7 protein-coding genes and 1 other RNA gene are annotated in these 9,180 nt (G+C 56.3%); 2 read left to right on the plus strand and 6 right to left on the minus strand.

Annotated elements, in window-relative coordinates:
* Window positions 1–363 precede the first annotated feature (363 nt).
* The 6 genes from ltrA to L248_RS01575 form a co-directional block, all read right to left on the minus strand.
* Window positions 364–1,758, minus strand: coding sequence for a group II intron reverse transcriptase/maturase (ltrA, locus tag L248_RS01555; RefSeq protein WP_040534222.1), 1,395 nt, complete (start codon window positions 1,756–1,758; stop codon window positions 364–366).
* Window positions 1,759–2,361: 603 nt separating this feature from the next.
* Window positions 2,362–2,595 (minus strand): hypothetical protein, encoded by a 234-nt coding sequence (locus L248_RS01560; RefSeq protein ID WP_040534224.1) that lies wholly within the window; start codon window positions 2,593–2,595, stop codon window positions 2,362–2,364.
* Window positions 2,596–2,701: 106 nt separating this feature from the next.
* On the minus strand, window positions 2,702–3,886 hold the full coding sequence (locus L248_RS01565) for a THUMP domain-containing class I SAM-dependent RNA methyltransferase (protein ID WP_051999820.1): 1,185 nt from the start codon (window positions 3,884–3,886) through the stop codon (window positions 2,702–2,704).
* Between the two features lie 142 nt (window positions 3,887–4,028).
* An RNA gene (gene rnpB, locus L248_RS15520) (RNase P RNA component class B) lies at window positions 4,029–4,419 on the minus strand.
* 60 nt (window positions 4,420–4,479) lie between these two features.
* The gene (gene gpsB, locus L248_RS16490; RefSeq protein WP_022528287.1) at window positions 4,480–5,283 is read right to left on the minus strand and encodes a cell division regulator GpsB; all 804 of its coding nucleotides are present in this window, start codon (window positions 5,281–5,283) and stop codon (window positions 4,480–4,482) included.
* A 100-nt stretch (window positions 5,284–5,383) separates the two neighbouring features.
* Window positions 5,384–5,953 (minus strand): SLOG family protein, encoded by a 570-nt coding sequence (locus L248_RS01575; RefSeq protein WP_040534404.1) that lies wholly within the window; start codon window positions 5,951–5,953, stop codon window positions 5,384–5,386.
* A gap of 71 nt (window positions 5,954–6,024) precedes the next feature.
* Between L248_RS01575 and recU the strand changes: the two genes are divergently transcribed.
* Window positions 6,025–6,663 carry a Holliday junction resolvase RecU gene (gene recU, locus L248_RS01580; RefSeq protein WP_040534225.1) on the plus strand — a complete coding sequence of 213 codons (639 nt, stop codon included), beginning with the start codon at window positions 6,025–6,027 and terminating at the stop codon, window positions 6,661–6,663.
* Window positions 6,663–8,987: a PBP1A family penicillin-binding protein gene (locus L248_RS01585; RefSeq protein ID WP_022528290.1), complete on the plus strand. Its 2,325-nt coding sequence runs from the start codon at window positions 6,663–6,665 to the stop codon at window positions 8,985–8,987. Before recU ends, L248_RS01585 begins: the two co-directional genes overlap by 1 nt.
* The last annotated feature ends 193 nt before the right edge of the window (window positions 8,988–9,180 follow it).

Here is a 9,180-nt window from a genome sequence, read left to right on the forward strand (position 1 = left end):
CCGGAATATGAATTTTGTCCCAGTCCCCAAGCTCGCCGTTGGCCTAAGCGGTCAAAAACCGACCGCTAAGGCCAATCCCACCACCGAGCCCCCGCCCGCTCCGCCCTCCGTCACCCTACATTCTTGGAGATTGGAATAGTCTCGCACGACACGAAACCCTGGGCAGCCACCTCTACAGCCGTTACAGCAGTTACCCGAAAGGGCACCACCTCGGCGAATGTATCTTGGCACCAAGATACTACGATCAGGTGGGAAGTAGGTGATTTGGGCCCGGAGGCTGGCGGGGCTCAGTGGATCGAGTAGGAGGCAGCTCACGCTGCCGACCTCTCACACCACCGTACGTACGGATCCGTATACGGCGGTTCAATAGCTTAAGCGCGCATGGATGTCTTGGTATGTCGCGGACAGGTTAAGCAGGCCGCGACGCTCCAGCCTTTCGTTGGTTATGGTTCTCGTGAGTGTCTGGCTGTGTGCAATCCGCCATGCACCCTTGCGGGTGTTGGCGAAAATGTAAGCTTCGTCAAATGACATGCCCAGTCGTTGTAAACTCCTGATACGCTTTCCGGTCTTCTTCCACGCCTTCCAGATATACTGCCTGATTCTGGAGTGAAGCCATTCATCCAGTTGATGGATAAAGGTTTTCATGGAGCCTATGCCGTAGTAGTGGAGCCAGCCGACCATCTTCTTCCGAATCTCCGTCAGAAGAACGTCGAGTGACCGCCCCCGGTTACGCTTCGTCACTGTCCGCAGCGAGTCTTTGACGCGTCTCTTTGCCTTTTGGCTAACGCGTACCGACGCTTTTCCCCGACTAGCTCCCAAGGAAAATCCCAGGAAGGTTAGGCGGGTCGGAGAACCCACGCTGGTCTTCTGCTGATTGACCGTGACCTTGAGGGTCCCCTCAAGAAACTTGGTCACACTGGCCAGGACGCGCATGCCCGCCCGCTTGCTTTTGACATAGATGTTGCAGTCATCGGCGTAGCGGACGAATTTATGCCCTCTGGCAGTGAGCAGCTTATCCAACTCATTGAGGTAGATATTGGCCAGCAATGGGGACAGGTTTCCTCCCTGTGGTGTTCCTTCTGTGGCAGGCTCGAAGAGCTTGCCGTTCATGACCCCACTGGTAAGAAACTGTCTGACGAGATGCAATACCCACGGGTCTGGGACATACTGTTCCAGAAACTTCATGAGCAGGTCGTGGTTCACCGTGTCGAAGTATGCCTTCAGGTCTAGGTCTACCACATAGTGGTATCCCTGGTCGTAGAAAGCTTCTACCCGCCGGATTGCTTGGTGGGGACTTCTTCCCGGGCGAAAACCGAAACTGTTGTCAGAGAACACCTTTTCGAACTTCGGGGACAATACTTGCGCTACCGCCTGCTGAACGATACGGTCCAGTACGGTGGGAATGCCCAGCTTGCGCATTGAGCCGTCCGGTTTGGGGATTTCTACCCGCCGCACCGGCGCAGGCTTATACGTACCCTGGCGTAGTGCCGTCACGAATTCCTTACGGTGTTTCTGCAGGTATGGCAATGCTTCTTCGATGGACATCCCATCGACACCTGCCGCACCCTTATTGCGCTTGACCCGTAAGTAAGCCATGTTGAGGTTACTTGGGGACAACACCATATCTTGAAAGTTGGCGCCATTCCGCATCTTGTCTTCACCAGAAGCGGTGCTACGCACCCTGGGTTGTCTTCGACCTTCCAGGTCTATGCTCCCCCAGTGGCCAGATTGTTGTTCTGTTTTCTGCGATTGCGGCACTGCTTCCACCTCCAATATTAATGGGAATTGCTAAAGTTCGGTCCTTCACTGCCCCTGAGGACAGCTACTATGACCTCGGCTGACTTCTGTACAGCTGGCTGGGCATCGCTGCTCAGCTTGTCCTGTGGAATGCATTTCGCTTCCCTGCCCGGACGCGCGGTACAGATCTCCCCGGGTAAGAACGTTGACTTTCATGCCATGTAACTGTCGGCTCTACCGCGGCCCGTTTCGAGTAGTATGGGGTTTCAGCTTGTTCGGCAGCCTTGCCCACGGGTCCACGGCCTTATAGCCGCTTCTTGTTCATCAGTTCAGCACTTTGCTTCGGGCTTCCTTCAGATTCCACCTCGCGGTAGACACCCTTGCCGTCGGCTAGTAGTTCCGACTACTACGGTCTACAGCGGACTTTCACCGCCTAGTCAACGCCCATGCTGTGCCCGCCACGTTCCAGCCCCAGCCAGCCGGAGGGCCCAAATCGCCGGGCTTCGCGAACGTTTTTTTGCAGAACAAAATTCACGGGTGAAAAAACCTGGGATCCAATCAACCGCCGCTGTACGCGGCTGGCATCGGGTCCCAGGGACTTGTCAGTTTTCTTTTAGTGGGCCGTTACTGCGCCAGAACTTGCTGGATTGAATATTGCTTAATGCGCTTCATACCCTTTTGGGTGTTGAGGAAGACGGTCCGCCGTTCAAAGTAAGGTTTAACGGTCCCGTTCTCAAACCCGGTCACGATGCCACCCAGGGTACGGTGGTCAATGGTCTTGATCTTGACCGGTGCCTCATTTGCCAACGACCGGTCGAGCAGTGCAGAAATTTCTTGCAGATCTTGACTCTTTGCCATATTCATCCATCCTTTCGTCACGCTCGTGGGAAATCTTGTGTAACCGATTTCACCACGTCTCTAGTATAACACGGTGACGAAGGGAGATGGCCATTCTCGGCCAGCTTTAATCTTCCTTTACCGGGTCGCTCAAGCTCGTGACCAGATGCTTCGGCAGCTGCCAATTCGGCCGGCCCCAGTACTGGAAGAAGTCAACCCGCATGGCGCCGTTATACAACTTGCGGCGTTTCGTGGCCCGCTTGCCGAAGAAGTTTTCAAACTCCAGATCGCTGGTCAGATAGTATTGGCTCCACGTAGTCAGCGGGCGGAAGACATCGCCCATTTGCTTGTACAGCTCGCGCACACTGGCGGTGTCAGAAAGCCGTTTCCCATAAGGGGGGTTGGCCACGATCACGCCATTGGGTACGGTCGTCTTGAAATCCCGGACAGCCAGCTGCTTGAAGCGCACGTCATGCAAAACACCGGCTTTATCCGCATTGACCCGGGAAAGTTCCACCATATTCTGGTCGATGTCTTGGCCGAAAATCATCACGGGATCATTATTTTGGGCGGCTTGGGCGTGTTCTTTCATTTCCGCAAACGCCGCTGCGTCAAATCCTTGGAAGCCTTCAAAGTCGAAGTGCCGTTGAATACCGGGCGCGATGTTCCGCGCCAGCAAGGCTGCTTCGATGGGAATCGTACCGCTCCCGCAGGTCGGGTCCAAGAACGGCATGTCTTCCGGGTGCCAGTTGGTGAGCAGGACCAGGGCCGCTGCAAAGTTTTCCTTTAAGGGCGCCCCGGCGGATTCTGCCCGGTACCCTCGCTTAAACAAACTTTCACCGGTGGTGTCCAGTGTCAAGCGAACCGCGTCTTTCGTGATGCGCACGTCAATGTGGTACGTCGCGCCGCTTTCCGGCAGACGGGTGCGCCGGTGGTAATACGTGCTGAGGCGTTCCACGATGGCCTTCTTGGCAATACTCTGGACGTCCGGTTCACTGTGCAGCTTTGACCGCACGGCCTTCGCAGTGACTGGGAAATGAGCGGTCATGGGCAGCCATTCTTCCCACGGGAAAGCCTTGACGTTTTCAAACAGCTCATCAAAAGAGTATGCCTTGAATTCCTTCAAGACAATCAAAATGCGGTCGGCGCTGCGCAGCCACAAGTTAGTCCGGTACACATCCTGCATCGTTCCTTCGAAGGCTACGCGGCCAGTCTCACCGTGCGTCGTATACCCCATTTCCTGCAGTTCTTTGGCGGTCACCGCTTCAAACCCGCCGGCCATAGCAGCCATCAACTTAAACTTCTTTGCCATTACTTAAACTCCTCACGAATGCTCGCCGTACTGCCGAAAGCAACGAATGTAGACGATGTTGGTTCCGTAATGGTCGCACTTTGACCATTACATTACAAAAAGCGGCCGGCAGATTGCTCTGAACCGGTCGCTGACGCGTGGTCTCTATAAGCCATGTTCCGTTCCAGACCGGCACGTCGCCGCCGATCCTTCAGTAATCATCTATCTGTACACCGAAGTGTACTCCCATGTCCAGTTCAGTTCCCTCATGGGACGCCCCTACCATAAAAGTTTGGGTTACTCGCTCGCGGGGTTTACCCGTTCCAACCTGCCTGTTTCCAAGCAGGATCGTCACTGTGGCACTTTCAAGGCCCGCCGCATAGGCTTACACCTTTAGCTTGCGCTGATAGGCTTACGCCCTTAGCTTAGGTCCTGCCGTTACGCCGAAGCGTACCGCCGCTTATTGGGCGACGCACGAACACTACAGGCATCACAGCCTGTGCGAGCATGGACTTTCCTCAGCCGGCATGCACCGACCGCGATTACTCAAGACCACGATGTATAAGCATACACCTTCTGCCGAGACGTGTCTAATCACAGTCCCGGTTTAACGCTTACTGTTGCGGCCGATAATGGTTGTCGCCGCTGGGTTGGTCCGAATTACCTGAGGCCGGATTGGGAGTGGCCGGGTGCGGATTGCCGTACGGGGCCGGGTTGGGCTGCTGCGGTGCAGACTGCGGACTAGTCGGTGCGGCCGGACCGTAGTTGCGGTATTGCGTGCCGCCGCCTTGATATGGATTGCCTTCACCAGTGGGCGCACTTGGTGCCGGTTGTTGCGGCCGGTTCGACTGCTGCGGATTCGGTTGTTGGGGCTGCCGCGGTTCTTGGAACTGCGGTGCGCTTGCGAAGTGCGGTTCCTCTGGTTTCACCGGACTGGCGCTTGTGCCGTAACCGGTTGGCTGCACTGGATTGCCTGTCGGTGCGGCCGGGTTGAAACGAGGTGCCGTGTAGGGCCGCGGGCTGGCAGGAGTCGGGGCCGCTTTGCTGGCACCGAAGACGTGCCGTTCCAAGTTAGAAATACGCTTCAAAATATCGTAGTTGGACACGCTGCTCCCAGCCACCGGCGCCGCCCCAGGTGCCGCTGGTCCCCCCTGGGCGTTGAGCTGCTTGGTCAGCTCGTCGATACGGGACTTCAGCCGGTTGTTTTCCTGTTGCAAGCCCTTGATCTGTTCAATATAAGTTTCGTAATCTTTGATGATGAGGTCGAGGTAATTATCGACTTCTTCCACATCATACCCACGCATCTTGTGACCAAAGTCTTGGTTGACGATGTCGGTGGGGGTGAGATTTAAACGCCGGTTTTGCGGTGCATTGGCCGCTTTTTGACCGGGTTGTGCTTGATTTTGTTGATTATCCATTTCTTATCCACCTCGTAATTCGTGACACAGCAAGTGTTGTCCCTTTTAGTATAGCAAAGTGGTCCGCAGAGAGAAAGGCGCTTCCGGCGGCCTGGGCCAACTATTCGTCCCAGGTGTCCGGCCGCTGGCTTTCTTCATACTCATTCGCCGCATCCTGCAGTGTGTAAAAATCAATTAATTCCATGGGATACGTCGTTGTCTCTTGGTATTTCGTAATAATGTCGTAGTCGTACTTTGGTTTCCCCTCTTGTTCCGGGTCATAGACGAGGATCGCCCCGTCCGTGTGGGTCAGCATGAAGGTTTGGTACGCCCGGAGCTGGCGCCAGCTTTGGTACGCCGAAGCACTGACGCTGGCAGAAAAGTCCACCTGACCCTTCAACGCAGCCAAGCGCCCCTGATTATCTTCGTTCCATTTCTGACCGAAATCGGTGAACGGCAGCATCATCGCCGTCTTGGGCACCCCCAAATCGGCCTTGATCGCTAAGGCACTGCTCAGTGCCCACTGTTCGATGCCCAGCTGGCCGCCGCTGATTACCCAGCGCAAGCCGTCATCAACATAGCGGCGCAGGGTCTTATCCAGCAAGTATTGAATGACTTGCAGTTTAGGGTCCTGGGTACCGTAAACCCCGAGTTCATAGCTGCGGTAACCGGTAATCCACACCCGTTCCAAACCTTCGTTCGCTTTCTTGTACAAAATAAGCCTCCGTCTTGGTATAATGAGCACACAGGCAGGTGTTAACGATGACTTTCTCGTACCCTAATGGTAAGAAATATCACGCGCCGGCGCAAGAAGCGCCGGCCGAGACAAAGACTGAGAACGACCACGTGATCTTCGGCAAACGGGGCATGCGCCTCGAAGACGCCATCAATGACAGCAACGATTACTATCGGTCCCATGGCCGGGCGGTGGTGTATAAGAAACCGACCCCCGTCCAGATCGTCCACGTGGACTACCCCGCCCGCTCCCAGGCGGTGATCAAGGAAGCGTATTTCCGGACCCCGTCCACAACGGATTACAACGGCGTTTACCGCGGCTACTACTTGGACTTTGAAGCCAAGCAGACCAAGAACAAGCAGTCGTTTCCCTTAAAAAACTATCACCAGCACCAAATCGATCACTTCCGCCGCTGTTTGGCCCAGGATGGCATCTGTTTCACACTGATGCAGTTTGCCGACCCGGATACCGTGTATTTGTTCCCCGCCAGCACGTTGCTGGATTACTGGGATCAATACCAGGGCCGGCATTCCATTCCCCGGCGGGAAGTGGTGGCGGCGGGATACACCCTCAGTGTCGGTTTTGCCCCGGTGATTCCCTATCTTGACGCGGTGGATGCCCTGATTGCTCGGACAGCGCCGCAACGTAAAGGAACGATCAATTAATGGCCAATACCCCGAATTCAGAACCCGAACTCATCCGTCAGCACCACCCGAAGAAGCGCCATCCGATCCGCCGCTTCTTCAAGTGGCTGCTGCTGATCCTGCTCACGGTGTTCATCGCCGGCGTGGCGTTGTTTGCTTACTATGCCAAGGACGCCCCGACGATCACCCAGGCGGATCTGCAAAGCGGCGGATCGTCCATTATTTATGGCGCCAACGGCAAACAGCTGACCCGGCTGGGCAGTGAGAACCGGACCTACGTCACAGGCGACAAGATTCCCCAACAGCTCAAAGACGCTGTGGTGTCGATTGAGGACCGCCGTTTCTACCAGGAATTTCTTGGTGTGGACCCGATCCGCATCGTCTCCGCTTTCGTCAACAATGTCACCACGGATTCCCTCCAGGGCGGCAGTACGATCACCCAGCAGCTGGTCAAGCTGACGGTCTTTTCGACAAAAGCCAGCGACCAGACGCTGCGGCGCAAGGCCCAAGAAGCCTGGTTGGCGTTCAAGGTGACCCGGGACTATTCCAAGGACCAAGTGCTCGAGTTTTACATTAACAAGGTCTACATGGGCAATGGCGTTTACGGCATGGCCACGGCCGCGAAATATTACTTCAACAAGAACCTCAGCCAGCTGACGACCGCCCAGACCGCTCTGCTGGCCGGCATGCCCCAGGCGCCAGAAACCTACGACCCCTACAAGGACCAGGCCAAGGCCAAGGAGCGCCGGGACCAGGTGCTGAATGCCATGGTGGCGAATAAGAAGCTGACCCAAGCCCAGGGCGACGCGGCCCGCAGTACCGCCATTGCGGACGGTCTGCAGCCCAAGGAAAGCCACCAGGGCAACGATACCACCGATCTTGTTCTTGATCCTTATCTCAAACAGGTAATCGAGGACGTGAAAGCCAAGGGGTACAATCCCTACATCGATAACCTGAAAATTTATACCAATGTGGATTACGATGTCCAGAAGGAATTGTACGATTTAGCCAACAGCAATACCGGTGTCTTCGGCAGCAGCGCCATGCAGACCGGTGTGGCCATTACCAACCCCAACAACGGGCAGGTGGTCGCGATGCTGGGCGGCCGCAAGCTGGGCAATGTCCGGCTGGCACTGAACCGCAGCGTGACCGCGACCCGCAGCAACGGGTCGACCATGAAACCGATTCTGGACTATGGCCCCGCCATCGAATACCTGAACTGGTCCACGTACCAGCAGGTGGAAGATACGGCTTACACCTACCCGGGGACGAATATTCAATTGTATGATTGGGACCGCCAGTACATGGGCCAGATGTCCATGCGCAAGGCACTGGTCCAATCCCGGAACGTCCCCGCGATTCGGACGTTGGAGAAAGTCGGCCTGTCGCGGGCCTCGACCTTTGCCAGCGGGTTGGGGATCAAAATTCCCAGCGGCAGCGGACTTTCCGTGGGGATCGGCAGCGCCGTTTCTCCCCTCCAGCTCTCCGCCGCCTACAGTGCCTTCAGCAATGGGGGGACGTATTATGAACCGCAGTACGTCAACAAGATTCAGACTCCGGACGGTGTGGACCACACATACAGCACGGCGCACCGCGAAGCGATGAAGGCCAGCACGGCCTACATGATCACCGACATGCTCAAGGGCGTCTTCACCAGCGGCACGGCGACCGCCGCGAATATCAGCGGCCTCTACCAAGCCGGCAAGACTGGAACCACTGATTACGACAGCAGCACGTTGGCGAGCAACCCCGCCTTGAACGATTCGGTGCGGGATTCCTGGATGGCCGGCTATACCCGGCATTTCTCGGTGGCGATTTGGACCGGTTACGACCAAGCCAACAAACAAGGCGTCGCTGGCAGCGAGCAAAACACGGCCATCCTTTTCTACCGTCAGATCATGAGTTACTTGGCCGAGAAACAGACCAACAGCGACTGGAAGAAACCCAGCAGCGTGGTCCGGGTCAAGGTGCGCATTGGTTCGAATCCGCCTGTCGCCTTGAGCGGCGACCCCGCTGTGGGCACTTATACCAGCGAACTCTTCCTGAGCGGGACCCAGCCCACTGATACGATCAGTGCCGGGACAACGTCAGAAAGCCGGCGCAGCGACAGCTTCAGCAGCAGTTCATCGTCCACTGCTGAGAGCAGCAGCAGCGCCTCAGGCACTGGTCCGGGACCGGACGACCAATCTAGCAGCGCCAGCAGCTCCTCCGGGGACGGTGGCGGCACGACGCCGGACCAAAACGGCGGCAACTCGTCGTCCAGCTCTGCCAGCAGTAGTCAGGCGCCGAACAACAATAACAACGATCAGAACAACAACCAGAACGGCGGCGGCCAAACGCCGTAAGCTAGAGTGAACAGAAAAAGGACTGAACCGCGGACAATACCGCTGGTTCAGTCCTTTTTTTGCATTTGTTTAGGAGAAAAAATACAATCAGACTCTGACCCGGGTGACTACGGGCTGCGCAGATTGGGGCGGCGACGCGGAGCTAGTGGTGACGGCGGTTTGAGCCCGCAAAGTGCGCGGTCTCAAACACGCC

The organism is Schleiferilactobacillus shenzhenensis LY-73 (assembly GCF_000469325.1).
GTDB lineage: Bacteria > Bacillota > Bacilli > Lactobacillales > Lactobacillaceae > Schleiferilactobacillus > Schleiferilactobacillus shenzhenensis.

Excerpts from the sequence above, each read along its gene's own strand:
- L248_RS01560 (WP_040534224.1), bottom strand. The coding sequence starts at position 2,595 with ATGGCAAAGAGTCAAGATCTGCAAGAAATTTCTGCACTGCTCGACCGG.
- L248_RS01565 (WP_051999820.1), bottom strand. The coding sequence starts at position 3,886 with ATGGCAAAGAAGTTTAAGTTGATGGCTGCTATGGCCGGCGGGTTTGAA.
- gpsB (WP_022528287.1), bottom strand. The coding sequence starts at position 5,283 with ATGGATAATCAACAAAATCAAGCACAACCCGGTCAAAAAGCGGCCAAT.
- recU (WP_040534225.1), top strand. The coding sequence starts at position 6,025 with ATGACTTTCTCGTACCCTAATGGTAAGAAATATCACGCGCCGGCGCAA.
- L248_RS01585 (WP_022528290.1), top strand. The coding sequence starts at position 6,663 with ATGGCCAATACCCCGAATTCAGAACCCGAACTCATCCGTCAGCACCAC.